23 protein-coding genes are annotated in these 20,584 nt (G+C 43.0%); 21 read left to right on the top strand and 2 right to left on the bottom strand.

What is annotated here, in order from left to right; translation table 11 throughout:
- Nucleotides 1-338 precede the first annotated feature (338 nt).
- The 15 genes from ACXAH2_RS02875 to ACXAH2_RS02805 all read left to right on the top strand — a co-directional run bounded on the left by ACXAH2_RS02875 (nt 339) and on the right by ACXAH2_RS02805 (nt 12,257).
- Nucleotides 339-839, top strand: a complete 501-nt coding sequence (locus ACXAH2_RS02875; protein ID WP_475076532.1) for a hypothetical protein — start codon at nt 339-341, stop codon at nt 837-839.
- Between the two features lie 712 nt (nt 840-1,551).
- Nucleotides 1,552-1,842 carry a YciI family protein gene (locus ACXAH2_RS02870; RefSeq protein ID WP_475076531.1) on the top strand — a complete coding sequence of 97 codons (291 nt, stop codon included), beginning with the start codon at nt 1,552-1,554 and terminating at the stop codon, nt 1,840-1,842.
- Between the two features lie 149 nt (nt 1,843-1,991).
- Nucleotides 1,992-2,375 carry a cupin domain-containing protein gene (locus ACXAH2_RS02865; protein ID WP_475076529.1) on the top strand — a complete coding sequence of 128 codons (384 nt, stop codon included), beginning with the start codon at nt 1,992-1,994 and terminating at the stop codon, nt 2,373-2,375.
- Nucleotides 2,376-2,529: 154 nt separating this feature from the next.
- On the top strand, nt 2,530-2,871 hold the full coding sequence (locus ACXAH2_RS02860; RefSeq protein WP_475076528.1) for an SH3 domain-containing protein: 342 nt from the start codon (nt 2,530-2,532) through the stop codon (nt 2,869-2,871).
- A gap of 120 nt (nt 2,872-2,991) precedes the next feature.
- Nucleotides 2,992-3,528: a nucleotidyltransferase family protein gene (locus ACXAH2_RS02855; RefSeq protein ID WP_475076526.1), complete on the top strand. Its 537-nt coding sequence runs from the start codon at nt 2,992-2,994 to the stop codon at nt 3,526-3,528.
- Nucleotides 3,529-3,658: 130 nt separating this feature from the next.
- Nucleotides 3,659-4,027 (top strand): YybH family protein, encoded by a 369-nt coding sequence (locus ACXAH2_RS02850; RefSeq protein WP_475076525.1) that lies wholly within the window; start codon nt 3,659-3,661, stop codon nt 4,025-4,027.
- Nucleotides 4,028-4,100: 73 nt separating this feature from the next.
- Entirely contained in the window at nt 4,101-4,532 is a 432-nt protein-coding gene (locus ACXAH2_RS02845; RefSeq protein WP_475076524.1) for a DUF6559 family protein, read from the top strand.
- A gap of 124 nt (nt 4,533-4,656) precedes the next feature.
- Nucleotides 4,657-5,019: a hypothetical protein gene (locus ACXAH2_RS02840; protein WP_475076522.1), complete on the top strand. Its 363-nt coding sequence runs from the start codon at nt 4,657-4,659 to the stop codon at nt 5,017-5,019.
- Nucleotides 5,020-5,148: 129 nt separating this feature from the next.
- The gene (locus ACXAH2_RS02835) at nt 5,149-6,162 is read left to right on the top strand and encodes a medium chain dehydrogenase/reductase family protein (protein WP_475076959.1); all 1,014 of its coding nucleotides are present in this window, start codon (nt 5,149-5,151) and stop codon (nt 6,160-6,162) included.
- Between the two features lie 358 nt (nt 6,163-6,520).
- Nucleotides 6,521-7,123: a class I SAM-dependent methyltransferase gene (locus ACXAH2_RS02830; protein WP_475076521.1), complete on the top strand. Its 603-nt coding sequence runs from the start codon at nt 6,521-6,523 to the stop codon at nt 7,121-7,123.
- A 131-nt stretch (nt 7,124-7,254) separates the two neighbouring features.
- Complete coding sequence (locus tag ACXAH2_RS02825) at nt 7,255-7,554, top strand: chorismate mutase (RefSeq protein WP_475076519.1); 300 nt, start codon at nt 7,255-7,257, stop codon at nt 7,552-7,554.
- Nucleotides 7,555-7,606: 52 nt separating this feature from the next.
- Complete coding sequence (locus ACXAH2_RS02820) at nt 7,607-8,056, top strand: GNAT family N-acetyltransferase (protein WP_475076517.1); 450 nt, start codon at nt 7,607-7,609, stop codon at nt 8,054-8,056.
- A 222-nt stretch (nt 8,057-8,278) separates the two neighbouring features.
- Nucleotides 8,279-8,767 carry a GNAT family N-acetyltransferase gene (locus ACXAH2_RS02815; RefSeq protein WP_475076515.1) on the top strand — a complete coding sequence of 163 codons (489 nt, stop codon included), beginning with the start codon at nt 8,279-8,281 and terminating at the stop codon, nt 8,765-8,767.
- Nucleotides 8,768-9,179: 412 nt separating this feature from the next.
- Nucleotides 9,180-11,003 carry a methyl-accepting chemotaxis protein gene (locus ACXAH2_RS02810; RefSeq protein ID WP_475076514.1) on the top strand — a complete coding sequence of 608 codons (1,824 nt, stop codon included), beginning with the start codon at nt 9,180-9,182 and terminating at the stop codon, nt 11,001-11,003.
- A gap of 279 nt (nt 11,004-11,282) precedes the next feature.
- Nucleotides 11,283-12,257 (top strand): sensor domain-containing diguanylate cyclase, encoded by a 975-nt coding sequence (locus ACXAH2_RS02805; RefSeq protein ID WP_475076513.1) that lies wholly within the window; start codon nt 11,283-11,285, stop codon nt 12,255-12,257.
- 18 nt (nt 12,258-12,275) lie between these two features.
- On the opposite strand, the gene ACXAH2_RS02800 is transcribed toward ACXAH2_RS02805, so the two are convergent.
- The gene (locus tag ACXAH2_RS02800) at nt 12,276-12,572 is read right to left on the bottom strand and encodes a cupin domain-containing protein (protein ID WP_475076511.1); all 297 of its coding nucleotides are present in this window, start codon (nt 12,570-12,572) and stop codon (nt 12,276-12,278) included.
- 114 nt (nt 12,573-12,686) lie between these two features.
- Between ACXAH2_RS02800 and ACXAH2_RS02795 the strand changes: the two genes are divergently transcribed.
- Complete coding sequence (locus ACXAH2_RS02795; RefSeq protein ID WP_475076509.1) at nt 12,687-13,895, top strand: hypothetical protein; 1,209 nt, start codon at nt 12,687-12,689, stop codon at nt 13,893-13,895.
- A gap of 185 nt (nt 13,896-14,080) precedes the next feature.
- Entirely contained in the window at nt 14,081-14,557 is a 477-nt protein-coding gene (locus ACXAH2_RS02790) for a GNAT family N-acetyltransferase (protein ID WP_475076507.1), read from the top strand.
- A 206-nt stretch (nt 14,558-14,763) separates the two neighbouring features.
- Here the strand turns inward: ACXAH2_RS02790 and ACXAH2_RS02785 are convergent, their stop codons facing one another.
- Complete coding sequence (locus ACXAH2_RS02785) at nt 14,764-15,945, bottom strand: murein transglycosylase domain-containing protein (protein WP_475076505.1); 1,182 nt, start codon at nt 15,943-15,945, stop codon at nt 14,764-14,766.
- 184 nt (nt 15,946-16,129) lie between these two features.
- Here ACXAH2_RS02785 and ACXAH2_RS02780 point away from each other — a divergent pair, with 184 nt between their 5' ends.
- The 4 genes from ACXAH2_RS02780 to dgcA all read left to right on the top strand — a co-directional run bounded on the left by ACXAH2_RS02780 (nt 16,130) and on the right by dgcA (nt 20,574).
- On the top strand, nt 16,130-16,597 hold the full coding sequence (locus ACXAH2_RS02780) for an OsmC family protein (protein WP_475076503.1): 468 nt from the start codon (nt 16,130-16,132) through the stop codon (nt 16,595-16,597).
- A 207-nt stretch (nt 16,598-16,804) separates the two neighbouring features.
- On the top strand, nt 16,805-17,782 hold the full coding sequence (locus ACXAH2_RS02775; RefSeq protein WP_475076501.1) for a dipeptidase: 978 nt from the start codon (nt 16,805-16,807) through the stop codon (nt 17,780-17,782).
- Between the two features lie 85 nt (nt 17,783-17,867).
- Entirely contained in the window at nt 17,868-18,413 is a 546-nt protein-coding gene (locus ACXAH2_RS02770) for a DUF5943 domain-containing protein (RefSeq protein WP_475076499.1), read from the top strand.
- 94 nt (nt 18,414-18,507) lie between these two features.
- Nucleotides 18,508-20,574, top strand: coding sequence for a dimethylglycine demethylation protein DgcA (gene dgcA, locus ACXAH2_RS02765; protein ID WP_475076497.1), 2,067 nt, complete (start codon nt 18,508-18,510; stop codon nt 20,572-20,574).
- Nucleotides 20,575-20,584: the final 10 nt, after the last annotated feature.

Genomic DNA, 20,584 nt, shown 5'->3' with positions numbered 1-20,584 from the left:
TTACTAAGTAAAAAAGAGCGATAACAAGATAGGTAAGACAGTGACTTGGACTGTCTGCTATGAACATCGTTTTATTGAAAAAGCTAAAGTGATTAGAACCAAGTCCAGACCATTTTCAGTTTGTAAAGCATCATGGACAAAGTCAATTAACGCCTGATAAAAAACTGAACAGATGGCTGCAAAGCTGTTTTTTTTAACTCATTGTTTTGCCTTCATAATTTGGGCGCCATGGATGTTAGATTGAACTTAAGAAAGGAGACATCATGTCTACAAAGAGCGGAAAATATTGGGTTACGTAGGCGAATATACATGCACAAAATAGCGACAAAGTTGATGACTTGGAGGAGTCTTTTCAAGCCAAAGTCAAAGCATTTTTAAAGGCTTTGACAGAGGCTGGGGCGACTATTGAGGTTTCTTCCACAACAAGAAGCGAAAAAAGAGCGTATTTATTTCATTGGTCATGGAAAATCGCGTTGTCGAAGTGTAAACCGTCTGATGCAACAGAACTGGCTGGTGTTGATATTCAGTGGGATCATGGGGATTTAGAAGAAAGCAAAGCAGGTGCGTGGGAAATGGTGAATGGGTTTGGTTTAGCAATCCCCCCAAATAGCATACACCCACCTTCATTGACGAGTAATCATATTACCGGTAGGGCTATAGACCTGATCATAGAATGGAGCGGTACTATCAAGGTAAAAATGAAAGATGGTACTGAGGTGCCAGTAACGTATTCTCCTGATGTTAATACTAATACTGTGTTGCATTCCATTGGTGAGTCCTATGGCGTAAAAAAAATTGACAACGGATGCTCCTCACTGGTCTTTCAATGGGAGGAGTAATTAGGGTCTGTAGTGGCATAGTCGTTGGCGATCAATAATTTCGCCAAACATACACAGTCACTGAGCACTATGAACGTACCCACTAAAATAAAAGTCAGGGTAAAATTACAGGTAGTTTTACCCTGACTTTTAATCCAATGTATCACCAGACAAAATCTCTTATCCCTTGTCATCCTCTTTGAACGAGCTTCTTCAAGGGTAATGCTAGAGCTGGGTTAGTTAAGCAACTTCAGATGAACTTAGAGTAAACAGCGTAATGTGGGCCTGATAAGCGCAGCGCCATCAAACACTTACGAACTTCAGACCAGGGAATGAATCCAAGTCTAAAAAATGTAATTCTTATTGGTAAAACTCAAAACGCTATTTTATGATGAAGTTCAAGTAAGGGATGTACTATTGAATTGAGAAGGATTTTCCTGCCAGATTAAATTTCACATCTCAATAAATAAAGCACATTTCGATTTTTGTTGCTGCAAAAGGTGATGGCAAGATAAGAAAATCTGAATTGCGCTCTTTTTTAGGTATGACGCGCTGTGCTTACCTAAAAGAAAGATGAAATAACGCGCATGTTCGTTTTTCCAGATTTGGATTTTGTTAATAGGTTTATAAAAGCATTACTTTTCAGTTGCTTATAAAGGTATTAGCGATACTTATGAATTGTCTAAACGCGCATGCGTACTATTAAAAATGTTATGAGTAAAAGGAGAGAATAGTGCGTATCGTGTGTATTTTTACTGACAAACCCGAGATGATCGAGCATCGAAAGCATTTTGGATCTGAGCATCTAGCTTACTTGGAAAAGCATCAATCTGAAATTCTTGTCGGTGGCGGTTTCCGTTGTGAAGCTGATGATTCTTTTGTCGGAGGGATGTGGATCCTAGAGGTTGTATCGTTTGAACGGGCAAGAGAGCTAATTCAAAATGATCCCTACTATGTACCTGAATATCGGAGTTATGAACTCAAGCGATGGGGTAAAGCACTAGAAAAGTCGGTTACTATCTAATTACTCATAACAAGTCGCTTAACTGCGACACAAAACGCTTGGCATTTTTGCTTCGCAAAAGTGTAGCCAAGGTTTTGTGCACGTTAGCTTGGCGTTAGCTGTACTTAGGCCACTTCAACTCAGTTGCATGGACGATAAGGAGTAAAAACATGAAGAGCATAGAACTTCCCAAAGAATTTAATACAACATCACCAGCAGGCGCAAACGTACGCCTTTTGGTTGGCAATGAAACTGGAGGAATGATTCACAGCACAGTCCCTCCATTTCAAACAAATAGAGCTGTAGTTCATTCAACGGTAGATGAACTTTGGTACGTTTTAGAAGGGCATGGCGAAATTTGGCGAGACAATGGGGAAGAGAATAGCATTACTGCACTCACTCCAGGTATATCGATTGATCTGCGTAAAAGTACTAAATTCCAATATCGTAATGTTTCTAGTAGCGACCTTAAATTTATTTGTATAACAATACCTGCTTGGCCCGGAGAACAAGAGGCAACGTACATTGAAGGCATATGGGAACCTAGCTTCTAAACATTAGACACAGGCGCAGCTAACAAATGTTGGCGCTTACTGCGTTCGCTGGGATACAAATACGCAGGCTCCCATCCCATCGCTCTGTATTTTAGCCTACGTATTTGTGACGCAAAGTTGGGTGTTATGTTTTTTTGAGAATTCTGAGTTATGTATGAAAGTAGTAGTTATCAAGAAGCACGTTTCTGTATATCCAAATCCTATTAGTTTTAAAAAGGGTGAAAAATTGGAAGTCGGTGAATATGATACGGAGTATCCTGGTTGGGTTAGAGTGAAAACGGAAAATGGTAATATCGGTTGGGCACCAGTTCAATATGTTGAAGTAATCAAAGGAACAATAGATGGTGTGGCTACACACGAGTATTCTGCTTATGAGCTTACCACCCGCCGCAATGAAAAATTACAAGTCAAATTAGAGCTAAATGGTTGGTATTTAGCTAAAAATAGTCAGAGCATTTTGGGCTGGGTTCCATGTGAAACGGTTAAAGAAACATAACAAGTTCTTCAAGCTGACCTCCAAAGCTCCGTTTCGTTTTTGCATTGCTCCGCAATTTAACGCAAAAACAGCACTCCCGCTTTGGGTCAGTTTACAAAGGCGTGATGGCGCAGGACGAAAATGGACAAAATCGCAGAATTAATAAAACGTGACCCAATAAGGACTGAAGCACTCAATCATGTGTCTCGGCTAGATCTACCTCAGTGCTATATAGCAGCGGGGTTCGTTCGAAATTTAGTTTGGGACTCGTTACATGAGTTTGAATCTACGACTCCTTTGAATGACGTTGATGTGATTTACTTCGAGCCTAAGGAATCCAATCCTGATGCCTACTTGGGTTATGAAGCATACTTGAAATGCTGTATGCCAGAGCTTAATTGGCAAGTTCGAAATCAAGCTCAAATGCATGAACGTAATGGTGATGAGCCTTATCAAAGTTCAGTGGATGCTATGAGCTACTGGCCTGAAAAAGAAACGGCAGTTGGCGTTCGTCAAATTAGCGTGAATCAATATGAAGTTGTATCAGCGTTTGGGTTGGGTTCTTTATTTGGTTACTGCGTCACACATAACCCCAAAAGGTCACTAGCAACATTTGAAAATCGCGTAAATTCGAAAGGGTGGTTAGTTAGATGGCCATCTTTGAGAGTTGCACCATAATAATAAATTTAAACAGATTCGCAACGCTTGGCATTTTGGGTTTAAATCAGTTTTAGTGTTTACGGCACAATGCTTCAGGTCAGTGGCAAGGTTGCTCACTATTTAATTTGGCATTAAGAGGCAAAAGAGTTTGACTCCTCAGGAAATTTTAAAAAAATACGAGTTGGCTTTAGCAGGTCAAGATTGGAACTCTGTTGAGCCATTAATGCACCAAGATGTTTGCGTTACCTTTTCTAATGGTACATTTAAAGGTATAAGTGAAGTTAAAGCGATTTTTGAAAGCAATTTTGCCTCTATCCAAGATGAAGTATACGAGATTTCAAATATCTACTGGGCACATAAATCTGAGACGAAAGCTGTGTGCCTTTATGAGTTTAAGTGGAAAGGCATAATTGATGGTGAAATCTGTTCAGGTGGTGGCAGAGGTACTTCAGTACTGATTGCTGAAAGTGGCCAATGGAAAATAGTTACTGAACACTTGGGGCCATATGCCTCTTAACAATCACAGGCAGTTGACGCGAAAAAGACCGCGCAATTGCTGCAAGCGTTAAATGGCTCAAGGAAGATCGAGTATGTTTCAAAATTTCTTTAAAAAAAGAAAAATTAAAAAGTATGCTAGGAAGTTACCGCAGGACTTAAAAGCTAAGTATGGATATAAGCAATATTACTCAAAAGCCGAGGTCGACTCTGCTATTAAGCGAAAGAAAATTGGTAACAGTGGTGGTGTTGTTGTAACTAACAATTGTTATGCATACGCAATGTATTGCTCTCCAGAAGAATTTAAAGAAATCCATGATAACGCAGGTGAAAACTGTGACTATGGTGCGATGCGTAGTGATGTTTCCCAAACTCTTTTCAACGGTGCATCTGATTTTTCATTCTCAACTCTCTTAGTCGAATCAGAAAATTCAGTTTCTGGCTCAATTGGAGGCTTAGGTGACGGCAGTTTTGGAGGAGATAGTGGCGGTTTCGGTGGAGGAGACGGTGGCGGAGGTGGTGATTAGTTACCACTTAACAAGCGCTTCAATAAAGGGGACAAATAAAGCTTGGCTCTGTTCGCTTCGCTCAATATTTTAGCCAAGCGTTATTGGCACATTAAGCGAGTGTTAGAATAAATAGGAATTTGAGATGGACTCAGAAAAGTATACTAGAACAGCATCTTTGGTCTTGCTGACATTGGTTCTGATTTTGCCCTTGCTAGCATTTTCTGTAGATCTACTCGGTGGCAGCTATCCATCATTGGCTACAAAGCTGAATACAAAAATATTGTTAGGCGAGATTGCAGGAATCGTAATTGCTTTAACCCTAATATCTACACTAATTGTCTCTTTGCTTAGGTCGGCGCTAGGTACTCTAGAGTTTTCCGCACTAGGCGTAAAAGTGAAAGGGCAGGCAGCGCCAGTGCTATATTGGGTTTTATTATTCATTTCAGTTAGTGCGGTCACTGTCACGCTTTTCGGTATTTTTAGACCTGAATTAGGTGCGTACTAAGCGAAATTAGTTTTATTGTTTATCAGCAACAACTCTAACAAGTACTGTCAGTAGGACAATCCTACTCTCCGGTTTGCCTCTGCTGTAAGCGTTGGGCATCTTTTCAGTTATGAGGTTAGATCATTGCATATGAAAAACTACAAACGTATCGTAATAAACGGTCAAGGCAGCGCCGATGTTCTTAAAACCGTAGAGGAACCTATCCCTGAACCGCAAGAGGGCGATGTACGGGTAAGAATACTAGCTGCTGGCGTAGGCTATTCCGATGTTATGGCCCAACATGGTGGTTATCCGCTAGCGCCGAAAATACCCTTTACTCCAGGCTACGATTTTGTTGGTGTAGTTGATCGTGTAAGTTCAACAGCGTCGGGAGTTGAGGAGGGTCAATATGTCGCGGCTCTTAATCCAGAGTTCGGCTCCTACGCAGAATATGTTTGCCTTCCTCCGAAGATGCTTGTTCCAGTGCCATCCAATCTTGAACCAGCGGAAGTGGTTAGCTTAATTCTCAATTATCTGACCGCCCACTACATTTTACACAGAAAAAGCCAAGTTAAAGAGGGCGATACCGTCTTAATTCACGCCGCTGCCGGTGGCGTCGGTACAGCGCTACTTCAGCTAGGAAAACTATCGAATCTAACCATGTATGGTACAGCGTCGGCCAATAAGCACTCTATCATCCGGGAGAACGGTGGTATTCCCATTGATTACAAGAGCCAAGATTTCCTTCAATATTTACGCCGTGAAGTGCCAGGTGGAATTGATGCTGCCTTCGATCCAATCGGTGGTGACAATCTAAGCCGGTCATATCAAGCCGTTAGGAAAGGCGGCCGTGTGGTCAGTTATGGCTTCGCCGGCGAGAAGTTCGGTGGTTTGAAAGTAATGATGTTAGGCGTGCTTAGGGTTGCACTGCTAAATTGTCGACCCGATGGAAAGCGAGTGACATTATGTGCGACTCCCGGCGAAGTAAAGAAAAATAACGCTTGGTATCGAGAAACGCTGGCAGAGCTTATCGCAATGTTATCAGCCGGGAAGATTAAGCCCGTTATTGGAGCACAAATTCCCCTCCTGGAGGTAAAACGGGCGCATCAATTAATTGAGCAAGGCAGCGTCACCGGTAAAGTGGTTTTAGTTTGCGGCGAGTGAAGGAAGGTGCCCAACAAATCGTTGGAGGGGGCGTTTTCTCCGTTACGCGCTGCGCGCTTAACTCCAAAAACGCCCCTCAACTCGAGTGTTAGCTGCTGTAGTAATTAATATGTTCTATTTATTGTATATAAGAAAGTAAAACCCATTTGGGTAAATTTCATCGCAACTCCGACCTATAGCAGGTTTATTCGTAATCAATTGAAAGCCAGTTATCAATGTATCTTTGTCAGTGTACCACTGGCCATCAGATGAACTGATTGATTAGGCTCTAGTTTGTGGCTGTTGCGAAGGACATAACAAAGAATTCTCTTCTACATTTTCTAATAAAAGAGGATTATGTACTTTTAGGGAATAACCAATGCTTATGGATGAAAATACTGAAATCTGGCGTCAATATTACCAAAAGTCACTCACTCGCCCACATTCAAAACGTACTGAGTTGGCCGTGCAACTTAATAAATCCAATCTCAAAATAGCCATTGACTGTGGTTGTGGCACTGGCAGTGATATTCAATATTTAGAGCTACAAGGTTATCGGGTTCACGGCTTTGATATTAACCCTGATTCGATTGCGATGTGTAGAGAGAGATTTGCTTCAAACTCGCTGGTGGACATTTCCAAATCTTCTTTTGAGTCTTTTGATTACCCAAGGTCTGGTGTGGTTATTGCGAACTCCAGTTTGTTTTTTGCTGACCCAAACCGATTTGACGCCACTTGGAATAACATCAAGTCTTCTATTGCTGATGGTGGCGTGTTTGCGGGTGATTTCATGGGGCTTAAAGACAGTTGGGCTGAACAATATCGCAGTCCCACTTCGGCGCTAGCGGAATCAGAAGTAAAAGGGTTGTTCTCTGATTTTGAATTAATCCGTTTTGTCGAACGTGACGAAAAAGCGAAAACTTCCTTGGGCAGAATGAAACATTGGCATACCTATTCTGTGGTCGCGGTGAAACCTATATGACAAAGCAATCTATGTGGTTTCAAATGTTGGGTTTGAATCAGCTTTAGTCTTTACGGCACAATGGTTTAAGTAAGGTGGACGTCTTGTTCACTTGTTAACGCGGGGTTATGACTTTTTTAAAGGAGCCGAAATTGGAAAGTTTAGAAGATTACCGGAAGAGCATAGATAATATTGATAATGCGATAGTCGCTATGTTTGCCGAAAGGTTTAAAATCACCAACAAAATTGGCCAATATAAGGCCGAACAGGGGCTTCCTGCCAAAGATGAAACACGAGAAGCATCACAGTTTGAGCGTGTTGCTGGCTTGGCTGAATCCTATGGATTAGACCCTGAATTTGCAAAGGACTTGTTAAAGACGGTTATCGACCAAGTGGTTCAAAATCATATTGAGATATCGCGTCTTCAGTCTGTGAAACGTCATGATAAATAATGGCATGGGTGTATCAAACAGCGTACATGCTCCAAAGCTTAGGTGTGGTTAGATGATATTCAAAGAAACGACGGCTGCTAAAATCCCCATTGAACTGCTCTTGCAGGCTGATCCTAGTGTTGAAAACATCACTTCGTACATGGAAAAAGGGTTGGTTTTTGCGGCAATAGAAAGGGACCTCGTTGTTGGTGTTATTGTTGCCGGATTTCTATCTGATAAGAAAATGGAGATATATAATGTTTCTGTTTTAGAGGAATTTCAGAAACGGGGTGTTGGTAGCAAGCTAATGGAGTTTGTGCTCATGAGATTGAAGTCTAAAGGCATAGCCAGAATTGAAGTGGGTACGGGGGCATTTGGTTACCCATTAACATATTACCAACGCATTGGTTTTCGCGTCGATGCCATACGAAAAGATCACTTTGTAAACAAGTATCCCGAGCCGATTTTTGAGAGTGGGATTCAGCATAAAGATATGCTGCGCTTGTATCTAAACTTGGAATAGATGCATAACAAATGGATCAACCTCATGCTGCATGCCTTTTTGCGCTGCGGCTTAGCGTAATCCAAAGGGGGCTTCGCTTGTTGTATTTATTTGTTGGAATGGGCATTTTGGGGCTCGGAGTGTTTGGCCCGTACTCTAAACAAAAGGTATTTGCCTGGTTTCTTTGTGCCGTTAATCGACGCAGATTGTTTGTTGAAGTGGATTAAGATGGAGTGACCTTTTTTGAAAAAGATAGAAGTCGTAAAAGCCGATTATTTAAACCCGCAACACGCCAAAGACATACCGTATTTATTGAACGAATACGCTTGTGATCCAATGGGAGGGGCTCATCCTCTTTCTTCTGAAACAGCAAAACATCTTGTCACCGCCTTGTCCAAACGCCCTCACGCTTTTAGTGTGCTCATTTATGTTGATGGGCTGCCAGCCGCTTTGGCAAATTGTTTTGAGGGCTTTTCTACTTTTGCTTGTAAACCTTTGATTAATATTCATGACTTGTGTGTGATTAAGGACTATCGAGGCTTGGGCTTGAGTCAAATCTTGTTAGAAAAAATTGAATCTATTGCCATCGACTTGGGCTGTTGCAAAGTGACGCTGGAAGTATTGAGTAATAATCACGTTGCTAAAGCGGCCTATGAAAAGTTTGGTTTTCATGCTTATGAGTTGGATCCAAGTGCTGGAAGGGCGGTTTTTTGGCAAAAAAACCTTGGCTGAATAATGTCAGCGTCAATACTTAAGTTACCTAGTTGTCGATAAGGTGATTGCGGAGCTTGGTCGCTTATTGACCATTTTCCTAACGCTGATAAAACGTATCTTCATAAGACGACATCGCACCTTTCCTCGCCCTGAATCAATGTATCCCTAGGCCTGAATCAATGTATCACCTAAGTTAGGGCTGGCAACGCACTAAAACGAATCAAGGACCTGTCTGTCTTGCGTTAATTATCATGCATTCTATTGAAAATATGTGCGCTCATCCATCATGGGGAAGCGTAAAGGATGATATTTTTGCAACGGCTTTTTTCAAACCAACCTGTTCATTATGGGCATAAATATTGCCTGATTACATAAGCGGATTATTCGGTATGTGTAACGCATGATCGTCTCAAATGGTAGAGGTAGTAAAATGTTAAGTGGATTGTTTAAGAAGTCAGTTTCCTTAGATTTTGACCAACAAGAGAGGGCATTGAATGACATACAGGAAGACAAGAATTCAGAGAGTATTCAACAAGATAATACCTTAGATAACTTTATGCATGGTGTTTCTAGTGCGCTGAATTTCTTACATAATTTACTTAAGTTTGCGAGCACAGCGGGGCAGGCTCAAGACAGTTTAATGCGCGAAATAGACGTTCGTTCTCATAATTTACGAACTGGACTCAGTCAGACACGAGAAGAAATCGAAAGCAGTACGCAAAGCGCCAGCCAAGTAAAAGAAAAAACACGCCAATCAGTAGAACAAAGAACCCAAGCAATACGCGATGAACTGGCCCGTATTAGTGATGAGTTGGATTCCAAAGCCGAAGGCGCGACCAAAGTACTTAATACCATTGAAGACATAGGCAAAGGCATCCAACTGCTTGCTCTTAACGCCACTATTGAAGCGGCACGTGCTGGCGACCAAGGACGTGGTTTTGCGGTGGTAGCAAAAGAAGTGGGTGAGTTGGCCAAAAAAACCATGGCGCGTACCAGTGAAGCAGTAAAGCTGATTGATTTGTCCGGCGTGACGAAATCACTTCATGATACGATGAACACCATAGGTAAAGAATTACATGCTTTGGATGGTGAAATTGAGTCCTCCTTGTCGGACATTCAAATGCGTTTTTCACAAATGTCTGATCGCCTGGAAAGTATTTCTGAACATAATGCTGTGGTGTTTGAGTTACTTGAAGCCAGTAAAGAATCTTCTAACAGAACGGTTAATAAAGTGGATTGGGCGGCGGATGTAACTCAATCACTCGACTCTTGCCTAGCGATGAAAGGGAATGCAATGGAAGGAAAGGCAATAGAGGATAGTATCAATCAGTTTTTACAAGCGAATCATGTTCATAATACCCCTGCGTTTGATAAGTTAGCCTACATAAAAAAACGTGGCGTGATTCGTGTCGCGGTGGACTCGGCTTTGGTTGGTGTTACCTTTCGTCCTTATCCAAACACTTCAATTCAAGGTTTAGACGCCGAATACGCTAGGGCCTTTGCGGATTGGTTAGGGGTGAAATGTGAGTTTATTGAGCATCCTTGGGATCTTTTAACAGAGCTGTTATTTGCTGGAAAAGAAAAGGGTCAACCCAGTGCTGATGTAGTTTGGTGCGCGGTACCACCAAGTGATTTTTATCAGGGCATTGCCTTTTCAAATACCTACACCTATCTAAAATTTGTTTTATGTCGACAAGCCAATGATACATCGATCAATAATCTCTCGGATTTAGAAGGCAAAGTACTCGGCGTCGTCAATGACCCAGCAGCGTTAACCACATTGGAAGAGCAAGGATTTCGTTGGGCAGAAAATGAAAGTAAACCGGGTGGTAAGATCAGGCTAGCTAATCTTATCGCTTATGGTGATATTTCGAGAGTTCATGACGCTTTGGCAAATGGCTCTATTGATGCTTTTGCTGCTGATCATCCCGTATTTCATTGGGCATCGGTTAATGCTGACAGCCCCTGGTTCAATAAGGTGGAAGTTATTAATAGTATCTTACCTGATCCATTTTATTATTCCGCAGTGGTGTCTGCAGAGCCTGCTTCCTATACCTTATTAAGTGCTATTAATGAATTTATTGAAGAGTTTAAACAAACTCCACGACGTTTAGAGATTGAAACAGAATGGCAAGGTGAAGCAATTGATCATACTCTGAGTTATCGTGATGAAGTGGGTAACTTAAATGGTATTGATGAAGTGCACTCTCTTTACTTGGACAATCAGCAGAAGTACTCACTGTTAAAGGTCTAACGTTATTTAGCATCGATCTTCCTTAACGAGTTAGTTATCAAAGTCTTTATGACGCTTCATCTTGGTGAGCATTCGATTTGTGTGGACACTCGAATGCAGGCTTTATTGAGTGTCATCTAGTCGGCTTTATATGGGTAAACCTATCCTAGAGCTGTGTTATGACGATGTACTGTCTATGTGGCCTGTTGTTATAGTCCGAGTTATAGAGTAAAGCCTAACTTGCACACCCTTATTCCTCTGCTATGTTTAAATGAAAACTGTCAAAGAGGATTGACTATCATGCAAGCGCCTGAATTGCCTGAAAACGAAACCAGCCGTTTGGCTAACTTGCGCTCACTTTGTGTATTGGATACACCTCCGGAAGAACGTTTTGACCGTGTTACCCGAATTGCCAAACGCATGTTTAATGTGCCTATCGCGCTCATTAGCCTAGTGGATGAAAATCGACAATGGTTTAAATCCTGTATCGGTTTGGATGCTGTTGAAACGTCGCGCGATGTTTCCTTCTGTGGTCATGCCATTTTAGGCAGTGAGCCTTTTATTATTCCCGATGCTTCGAAAGATGAACGCTTTCATGATAATCCCTTGGTGGCAGGGGCACCTCATATTCGTTTTTACGCAGGGGTGCCTCTTTCTTATGTGGATGGCAGTAAGCTGGGGACTTTGTGCATCATAGATGAGAAACCTCATTTTCTCACCAAGGAAGACATCGAAGATTTGGTTGAACTCGCCACCATGGCGCAAAACGAACTTATTGCCACTCATATTGCCACCACAGATGAACTCACCAATGTCTTAAATCGTAGAGGTTTTATGAGCCAGTCGCACAAACAAATTGCTTCTGGTGATCCTCTCAAAAAAGAAATTTATACCCTCGCTTATTTTGACCTTAACGGTTTTAAACAAATCAATGATCAATTTGGGCACCAGATGGGGGATAAAGCGCTTAAAAATTTTGCTGCTTTATTGCAGCAAAAATTTCGTCATTCGGACATTGTCGGACGCTTAGGAGGAGATGAGTTTGTTGTATTATTAAGAGGCGCTACCTTAGCGCAGGGAGAGCAAATGATGGCTCGTTTTAAAGAGGCAGTTCAGGCTTTCAACAAAGAATCAAACCATCCTTTTGAACTGAAATTTAGTGTTGGTCTCACGACGACTCACAATCAGGAAATGAAACCTTTGGAAACCCTCATTTATGAAGCGGATCAATACATGTACCTAAATAAATCCAAACAGAGCAAAACATCACATTAAGGCAGGTGCGATTTGGGGTTATTTTAATTCAATTTCCACAAAGACAAACTCAAAGCCATTTTCATTAATAACATTGTGTTTTACCCCTTTTTCTCTTGAGTAAGACACGCCTGCCGTTAAGTCTGAATAAAATCGTCCGTCCTCCGTTTCAATCGTTAGCCTACCAGTGGTTTGTGGCACCACAATATAATCATATTCATGAGTATGAAGAGTGGTTTCCGCCCCAGGCGCAAAACGCCACTCAGTGACAATAGCGCGTTCATTTTCCAATTGTACAGTGGGTACGGCAACGGAGTTAGCAGGATTTTTTAACATGAATTCACCTATTTTAATGGTATTCCTTAGAAGAGAATGTTCGACGGATTCCCCTAGCATCAAAAAAATTAACTACACTTGTAGCGCTACGAAAATAAACGACAGGAGTCTATTATGCTGCGTTTTACTTATTTCATCAGCTTCTTGCTGTTTAGTCCAACGCTTTTTGCGATTGACTACAGCAGTTTAGAGTGCCCTGATAATAAAGATTTCTTTACCCATACTCTAATTCAAGACAATGCTTTAAAAGCCATCATCCCCTTAGGCGAAATTGGGCCGTCAAGCCACACACTGCCGGTGCATCATACTTACTTCAATTTAATTCCATTGGATGAAAACGATTATTCTAAAGGCTCTATTGCAGCCAATGTGTTGGCGCCCTTTGATGGTGAAGTGGTTGCCGTTGAATGGAATACTGAAAAAAATGATTGGGCATTGCACCTGCGGCCTTGTGCCGACATAAAAATGTATTTATTGCATTTACGCTGGTTAGATCCAATCCTGATGAACGCCATCGGATCATTAGAACCGGAAGATACGGCTTCTTTTGATGGCGATCCGACACGTTATAAAAAGGTGGATATTGATATCAATGCTGGCGATGTTTTGGGCGTTGCTGGTGGACCTGGTGTTACTTCATTTGACTTGGGATTAATCGATTATCTGGTGCCTGCTAATGATTATATCAGCCCAGACCGTTATGACATTGATACCTTTATTGCGGATCTTGAGCTATTTGGTAATTGGACGGAAGAACTGATTCGTGCTGTCATTCCGGATAGGTTACAACAAGTCTGTGGTTTGGATTATTTTGTGGAGCCTATTCAGACGGAACTAAAAAATAAACTCGGCTCCTTTATGTTTGAAGCTGCCGCGGTCGGCATTCCGCCTTGCCAACACCACATGCGTGACGTAAAGGGCACCATGGCTGGTAATTGGTTTCAAGATCCTAGTGTTTCTTGGTTAGCCATTAATGAGCAGGAAACCTTATCAGCCACCATTTATAATGTTGATCCTGAGGTCAGTGTTATTGGTCTCAATCAATTCTTGTTCCCTGATTTACCTTTTGATGCGGATTGGTATTTCTTTCCTCAGTCCAATGGGTTGGTGAACCGTGCTTTTGAAGAAATGGATAGCACAGTACGAATTTTTTGTTATTCCGACATGAAAAAAGGCGACGAAGTATTTCCGGGTGCCATGCTTGCTTTACTATCTGGTACCGACAAAAATGCGTTGCTCATAGAATATATACCAAGCGACACCTGTGCGGATTTGGAGACACCATTTAGTTTTCAAGGAAACCAGATTACTTTATTTAGATAAAAGCCTCTAAAGATGATTTTCTTAGCGGGGGACGAATTGGCAATGGATCTGAAATCTCAAAAAGATGACGGTTCCAGGTGGATTGAACCTTTGATTCTAAAAAAAGGTGTGTGTTGGAGTAAAAAGTTGTTAACCTTTTCACTGGCTCATAAATCCTGATTTAGTCTCTCTGCTGAGGAAATTACGTGTTAAGTTTTAAAATTGCCCGTCATGACAACGTCAAACTAATTTTGCAGTACATTCATGACTTGGCAGTAGTAGAGGGTTCTCCATTCGAGATTACGGCGACAGAATCAGATATTGAGACAAACTTGCTTGGGGAGAATCGCCATGCAACGGCCTTGATGCTTCATTATGATGATAAGCCTTGTGGCTTTGCGGTGTTTTACTATACCTTCTCGACCACGACAGGAAAACGTGGTTTACACCTTGATGATTTGTACGTAGAACCGCAATTTCAAGGTATGGGAATAGGTAAAAAGACCCTCATTCATTTGGCAAAGCTTGCTCAACAACAAGACTGTGCTCGGTTTGAATGGTGGGCACTTAAAACGAATGATTCAGCCATAAAATTCTATCTGTCTATGGGGGCTCAGTCGTTAGAAGAGCTGTCTGTATTTCGCTTGGATCAAGCGCAAATTGAACGTTTAGCCTCAGAATAGGCCGTGATCGATGAAAAGTATCTGATTGGCTGATATGCGTGTATTTCAGGCTTAGAAATCTTTTCTTGTCTTTAAATTTGTCTACCTTCCTTAACCTAACGGTTGAAATCACACCAGTATGTTTGAACCTAGAGACGTGTTCACTAGTCTTTAAGTGCTATCTGATTGTTTAAAATTTGTATTATATGTAGCACTACAGCGTAAATTTACTCGTAGTTTTTCTTGGCTTTGGTGACTTTTTCCAAATATTTTCGGGACTCCGCTCTTGGGTGGTCGTATCTGAGTCTTTGATACACAGAGCTAGAGGAGTTCTGGTTGATCTTGTCCATAGCAACCGAACGATCACTGTCGAAGGTCTTGAGCACGTTTCCAGTGCCGCCGTTATAGGCTGAAATCATGGAATATTCTTGGCTGGTTTTGTTGCGAACCTTGACTAAATAGCGAGTTTGCAAGATGTGTAGGTAGGCACTGCCTATGTCGATGTTTTGTTCAGGGGAGAACAAGACTTGTTTGGTCGGTTGGCCAGACTTTTTCTTGATTAGCTTATAGACATCACGTCCGGCAGTAGCGGGCACCACTTGCATGAGTCCATAGGCGTTGGCAGGGCTAACTGCGTAGGGGTTAAAGGAGCTTTCCGTTTCGATAATGCCGTAAATCAATGCGGGTTCTAGGTTATAACGTTTGGCCGCAGCGAGAACGTATTGGCTGTATTTTTCTTGACGTAAATGTTCGTGTTGTTCGACTAAATCAAATTCGACTGCATAGACTGTCTTGCCATTAATGGTGCTGCGTTTAAGTTGATTGCTAACCAAGTAATTAGCGTAGCGACCAGCACGCCAAGGGTATTTTACCAGTACGCCTTCATTGTCCATGACTTGCGGATACAAGAAGGGCACGCCATCTGTGTTGGGTGCGGAGCTGGAGAAGATATCGGTTTTGGTTGGATCGGCTGTGGTCAGTAGGGTAGTGGTTATGGCTTTGGTTAAGGTATCTCTTGGGCTACGAGCATCAAGGGTTTCCACCCGCACTTTGCCCTGATCAAAATCCACAATGGTACGAGCTTGGTAATCATTGACGTATTTGACGTACTTTTTCTTGTTGGGCAACTGGCTGTTATTTTTGCCCCATTTTTTGTTCACTTGTTGATCAAGATTCTTGTATAAGGCTTGAATGGCTTTTACATCAGCACGAATGTGATCGCGGGTGATTTTAGCTTGTTTAGCGATCGCTTTTACATCTTCCAAGCTATCGGCATCTTGCACCTGTTTGGATAACTGTTTGACGGAATTAACCGAATCGAAATTCAAAATGGATTGGCAACCGCTGAGTAACAACAGCAAGACACCACAAGAAGACAATGCCGTAAGGCGACCTAAATTTCTGTACATCAATCCTTGCCCATCAATCAAAAGCTTGCTGAGTGTATCAAGATACTGTCAATTTTCCCATGTTAGCATCGTTTGTGATGCGTTGACGGGTTGGAATTGATGTTCACTTTATGAGGCACAAATGTCCATCTGAGCTAGAATGGTTTGGCATTGTTTATCTTGTTTACTTTGAAAGGATCAATTTATGTCTCGTTATCATGCTTGGGTAAAATGGACGCGCGGTAAGAATGAAGCGTTTACTGATAATCAATACAGTCGTGGTCATGAATGGCGGTTTGATGGTGGTTTAACCGTCCCGGCATCATCCTCACCCGATGTGGTGCCTTTGCCTTATTCGGTAGCGGCCAATCTTGATCCGGAAGAAGCTTTTGTGGCCTCTTTGTCCAGTTGTCATATGCTGTTCTTTTTGGCATTCATTGCCAAGCATCACTACCTTGTGGAAAGTTACACGGATGAAGCCTATGGCATTATGGACAAGAACGCAGCGGGTAAAACAGCGATGACCAAGGTGGTGCTCAGACCAAAAGTGGTGTTTGGCGGTGAGCGAGTCCCTAGTTATGAGGAACTTGTCGAACTTCATCACAAAGCCCACGAGCATTGTTATATTGCCAATTCGGTTAGCGCAGAGGTGATCACTGAGATCCAGTCTTAGTTGGGGGGATAGAATTTACATTATCCTCAGCATAGAAATGCACTTCTTAGGGTTAAGGTTTTTCCTTTTCATGCCTCTTATATCACTTTACCACAGCGACTTGATCACTAAGTCGCTTTTAGTGTTACTCAAGTCGTTTACAGCCAGCTTCCCCAAGGAGTGAAAAATTACACTGGGTTCATTGCTAAGATCCTAAAGGAACCCACCATGACCCCAGCAGAGCTACACGATAAAGCCATTGTGATTGATGGTTTGATTTGTGCGAAATGGAATCGCGAATTGTTTGAAGACATGGCCAAAGGTAAGTTGACTGCCGCGAACTGTACAGTGTCGTTTTGGGAAAACTTTGAAGGCACGGTACGCAACGTGGTGGAAATGAATCAGCTGATCGAGACCAACAGTGATTTGTTAACCAAGGTGTACACCACCAAAGATATTCATCGTGCGAAAGCGGAAGGCAAAACCGGCGTCATGATGGGCTTTCAAAACGCTCATGCGTTTGAAGACCAAATTGGTTATGTACAGATCTTTAAAGACCTTGGCGTTGGCATAGTGCAAATGTGCTATAACACGCAAAACTTGGTGGGCACAGGTTGTTATGAACGCGATGGCGGTTTGTCTGGTTTTGGCCGCGAAATCGTTGCCGAAATGAACCGGGTGGGCATGTTGTGTGACTTGTCTCACGTTGGTCCGAATACTGCCAAAGAAGTCATTATTGAATCCAAAAAGCCTGTCGCCTATTCCCATTGCCTACCGTCTGGTTTGAAAGAGCACCCACGCAATCGCAGTGATGAAGAGCTTAAGTTTATCGCTGATAACGGCGGTTTTGTTGGGGTGACCATGTTCACGCCTTTCCTCAAAGCCGGTGTTAACGCCACCATTGATGACTACGTAGAAGCCATTCAATACATCTACAACATAGTGGGGGAAGATGCCATTGGCATTGGTACCGACTTTACCCAAGGTCATGGTCATGACTTTTTTGAATACCTCACTCACGACAAAGGCTATGCGCGTCGTTTAACCCGTTTTGGTGAAATCATTAACCCGAAAGGCATTCGCACAGTCGGTGAGTTCCCGAACTTGACGGAAGCCTTGTTGCGTAATGGTTTCAGTGAGCGTCAAGTGTGCAAAATCATGGGTGAAAACTGGGTGAATTTATTGGCCGAAGTGTGGGGCGAGTAACGCTTCTCTCTGTGATGGTTATCAGCGGTTATTGAATAGTAATCTTGCCGCCGTATTGGGTGGTTGTAATAGTAAGGAATGAAATATGAGTTCTCATGCGCCAGAAATGCCAATCCAAGTGGACGATGAAACCGGTGTATGGACCACCGATGCTTTGCCTATGTTGTACGTACCACGTCACTTTTTTGTCAATAACCACATGGGCATTGAAGACGAGATTGGAGCAGAGCGTTACGCCGACATTCTCTATAAGGCGGGTTATAAGTCGGCTTACTTTTGGTGTGAACAGGAGTCTGAGTGCCATGGCATTTATGGTGCTGACATCTGGCATCATTATTTAAAGCGTTTATCACAGCGTGGTTGGGGCTTTTTTATTACCGAAGAATTGGACATTGAAAAGGGCACAGCAAAAGTGCGTTTAGAGAATTCCGCCTTTGTATATCACTACGAAAAAATTCACGGTAAGAAGGTCAATCGCAAAGTGGATTACATGTTCACTGGTTGGTTTGCAGGGGCTTTAGACCAGATTTTAGACAGTCAGAAATCGTCCATTCGTACTAAAGCCACACAGACCCAAAGTGGTGCGGAAGAAGGTTGCGCTGTGGGGTATTTTGAAGTGCAGCCTATTTAAAGCTGTTTGTTATAAAAGTCAGTTAAGCCATGCGGGCCGGCATGGCTTTGATCAATCCATTTCACGTATTTTCCAGTAAGCGGGAGTTCTTTATATGTCCCAATATGATGCGCTGTTTGAGCCTCTCAATATTAATAAGTTAACCATTCGAAATCGCATTGTGAGTACGGCGCATGCGGAGGTATATGCCACCGACGGCGGTATGACCACAGACCGTTACGTGAAATATTACGAAGAAAAAGCCAAGGGCGGTTGTGGCTTGTGTATCTGTGGTGGTTCCAGTGTGGTATCGATTGATAGCCCACAAAGCTGGTGGAGTTCGGTGAATTTGTCGACGGACCGTATTATCCCACATTTCCAAAATCTTGCCGATGCGGTTCATAAGCATGGCGGCAAAATCATGATTCAAATTACCCATATGGGACGTCGTTCCCGTTGGGATGGGGAAAATTGGCCGAATCTGATGTCGCCATCTGGCATTCGTGAGCCTGTACACCGTGCGACCTGTAAAACCATCGAAGAAGAGGAAATTTGGCGCGTCATTGGTGACTTTGCGCAAGCGGCGCGTCGCGCTAAAGAAGGCGGTTTGGACGGTGTCGAATTGTCGGCCGTACACCAACACATGATAGATCAGTTCTGGTCGCCACGAGTGAACAAGCGAACCGATGAATGGGGCGGCACTTTCGAAGGCCGCATGAAGTTTGGTCTGGAAGTGCTCAAGGCAGTACGTGAAGAAGTAGGGCCAGATTTTGTGGTGGGCATGCGTATCACGGGGGATGAATTCCATCCAGATGGCTTGAACCACGAGGATATGAAGCAAATCGCGCAATATTATGATGCCACTGGCATGGTGGATTACTTTGGTGTTGTGGGTTCTGGTTGTGATACACACAATACCTTGGCCAATGTGATCCCCAACATGAGCTATCCGCCTGAGCCTTTCCTGCATTTGGCAGCGGGCATTAAAGAAGTGGTAAAGGTGCCGGTGATTCACGCTCAAAACATCAAAGATCCGAACCAAGCGAAGCGTATTCTAGAAGCGGGTTACGTGGACTTTGTCGGCATGACTCGTGCGCACATTGCCGACCCGCATTTTATTGCTAAGATTAAAATGGATCAGGTCGATCAGATTCGCCAATGTGTTGGGGCAAACTATTGTATCGACCGTCAGTATCAAGGTTTGGATGTATTATGTGTGCAAAATACCGCAACCTCTCGTGAATACATGGGCTTGCCACACATTATCGAAAAGACCACTGGGCCGATTCGTAATGTGGTGGTGGTCGGCGGTGGCCCTGGCGGTTTGGAAGCGGCCCGTGTGGCAGCGGAACGTGGTCATAAGGTGACCTTGATCGAAAAAGCGTCTGAGTTGGGTGGGCAAATCAGCTTAGCAGCGAAAGCACCACAGCGTGATCAAATTGCCGGCATTTCTCGCTGGTTGATCATGGAAGTTGAGCGTCTTGGCGTTGAGATTCGTTTGGACACGGCAGCCGACGCTGACTTGATTCAATCCTTGCAACCAGATGTGTGTATTTTGTGTACCGGTGGTCGCCCTTTCCTTGAGCAAAACCCAGAATGGGGGGCAGCCGATGGCTTGGTGGTGTCGACTTGGGACATTTTAAATGGTGCCGTGGAGCCGGGTAAAAATGTACTCATCTACGATACTATCTGTGAATTCTCCGGTATGTCTGCAGCGGACTATCTTGCCTCAAAAGGCTCCCTAGTGGAGTTAGTGACCGATGATATCAAACCCGGTGTCGGCATAGGCGGGACGACTTTCCCGACTTATTACCGATCTTTGTACGAAAAAGAAGTCATTATGACGTCCGACATGCTGCTTGAAAAAGTCTACCGAGAAGATGGCAAACTGGTCGCGGTACTGGAAAACGAATACACAGGCCAAAAAGAAGAGCGCGTTGTGGATCAAGTGGTCGTAGAGAACGGCACAAGACCAAACGAAGAACTTTATTACGCTCTCAAAGCCAACTCAGTCAACAAAGGTCAGATTGATAATGAGGCCTTGTTTGATATCAAGCCTCAGCCTGAGCTGTTGGTCGATAAGCTAGACGGTATGCTGCTATGGCGCTTGGGGGATTGCGTATCGCAGCGTAACATTCATGCCGCCATGTACGATGCTTTGCGTCTTTGTAAGGACCTATAAGAGCAAAGGC

It is taken from the genome of Marinomonas sp. ABL3_031 (genome assembly GCF_056161265.1).
Note: the sequence above shows the minus strand (reverse complement) of the source record. Positions and strands in the feature narration are given on the sequence as shown.

Excerpts from the sequence above, each read along its gene's own strand:
- ACXAH2_RS02770 (WP_475076499.1), top strand. The coding sequence starts at position 17,868 with ATGAGTTCTCATGCGCCAGAAATGCCAATCCAAGTGGACGATGAAACC.
- dgcA (WP_475076497.1), top strand. The coding sequence starts at position 18,508 with ATGTCCCAATATGATGCGCTGTTTGAGCCTCTCAATATTAATAAGTTA.
- ACXAH2_RS02780 (WP_475076503.1), top strand. The coding sequence starts at position 16,130 with ATGTCTCGTTATCATGCTTGGGTAAAATGGACGCGCGGTAAGAATGAA.
- ACXAH2_RS02835 (WP_475076959.1), top strand. The coding sequence starts at position 5,149 with ATGAAAAACTACAAACGTATCGTAATAAACGGTCAAGGCAGCGCCGAT.
- ACXAH2_RS02830 (WP_475076521.1), top strand. The coding sequence starts at position 6,521 with ATGCTTATGGATGAAAATACTGAAATCTGGCGTCAATATTACCAAAAG.
- ACXAH2_RS02865 (WP_475076529.1), top strand. The coding sequence starts at position 1,992 with ATGAAGAGCATAGAACTTCCCAAAGAATTTAATACAACATCACCAGCA.
- ACXAH2_RS02855 (WP_475076526.1), top strand. The coding sequence starts at position 2,992 with ATGGACAAAATCGCAGAATTAATAAAACGTGACCCAATAAGGACTGAA.
- ACXAH2_RS02845 (WP_475076524.1), top strand. The coding sequence starts at position 4,101 with ATGTTTCAAAATTTCTTTAAAAAAAGAAAAATTAAAAAGTATGCTAGG.
- ACXAH2_RS02795 (WP_475076509.1), top strand. The coding sequence starts at position 12,687 with ATGCTGCGTTTTACTTATTTCATCAGCTTCTTGCTGTTTAGTCCAACG.
- ACXAH2_RS02810 (WP_475076514.1), top strand. The coding sequence starts at position 9,180 with ATGTTAAGTGGATTGTTTAAGAAGTCAGTTTCCTTAGATTTTGACCAA.
- ACXAH2_RS02800 (WP_475076511.1), bottom strand. The coding sequence starts at position 12,572 with ATGTTAAAAAATCCTGCTAACTCCGTTGCCGTACCCACTGTACAATTG.
- ACXAH2_RS02820 (WP_475076517.1), top strand. The coding sequence starts at position 7,607 with ATGATATTCAAAGAAACGACGGCTGCTAAAATCCCCATTGAACTGCTC.
- ACXAH2_RS02785 (WP_475076505.1), bottom strand. The coding sequence starts at position 15,945 with ATGTACAGAAATTTAGGTCGCCTTACGGCATTGTCTTCTTGTGGTGTC.
- ACXAH2_RS02840 (WP_475076522.1), top strand. The coding sequence starts at position 4,657 with ATGGACTCAGAAAAGTATACTAGAACAGCATCTTTGGTCTTGCTGACA.
- ACXAH2_RS02860 (WP_475076528.1), top strand. The coding sequence starts at position 2,530 with ATGAAAGTAGTAGTTATCAAGAAGCACGTTTCTGTATATCCAAATCCT.
- ACXAH2_RS02805 (WP_475076513.1), top strand. The coding sequence starts at position 11,283 with ATGCAAGCGCCTGAATTGCCTGAAAACGAAACCAGCCGTTTGGCTAAC.
- ACXAH2_RS02775 (WP_475076501.1), top strand. The coding sequence starts at position 16,805 with ATGACCCCAGCAGAGCTACACGATAAAGCCATTGTGATTGATGGTTTG.